Annotated in this window: 1 protein-coding gene; it reads left to right on the forward strand. The window is 40.5% G+C overall.

Features of this window, described 5'->3' with window-relative positions:
• Window positions 1-568: DUF389 domain-containing protein (locus HMPREF2918_RS00465; RefSeq protein ID WP_141751565.1), on the forward strand; the 568-nt coding region annotated here is incomplete at both ends.

Raw genomic sequence — 568 nt, forward strand, 5'->3', positions numbered from 1 at the left:
AGAAATTATACGATGACCTTCATGTTCGATTGAGAGATACAGCGATTTTGATGTGTGCAATTTTTATTGCCTCTATCGGTCTAAATATGAATTCAACAGCTGTTATTATTGGAGCCATGTTAATTTCACCTCTCATGACACCGATTGTTGGACTGGGATTCGGTTTAGCTATTTTTGATACGCGTTTAATCAAGCAATCTCTAGAGGTTTTATTGACTCAAGTGTTGGTCAGTTTGCTTGTCTCGACTCTGTATTTCTGGATTTCTCCCTTGTCTTATGCAAGTAGCGAGTTGATCGCACGAACCTCTCCAACCATTTGGGATGTTCTCATTGCTATTGCTGGTGGGATTGCTGGTGTGATCGGTTCAAGGAAAAAAGAAGCAAACAATATCGTGCCAGGAGTAGCCATTGCTACAGCTTTGATGCCGCCTATCTGTACTGCTGGCTATGGTTTAGCTAATGGGAATGTACGATTTTTATTGGGGGCTCTCTATCTTTTCTTGATCAACTGTGTCTTTATCATGCTAGCCAACATTGTTGGAACAAGAATTTTGATGAGAAAATCTCC

It is taken from the genome of Streptococcus sp. HMSC065C01, assembly GCF_001813525.1.
In the GTDB taxonomy this organism is placed as follows: Bacteria; Bacillota; Bacilli; order Lactobacillales; family Streptococcaceae; genus Streptococcus; species Streptococcus parasanguinis_V.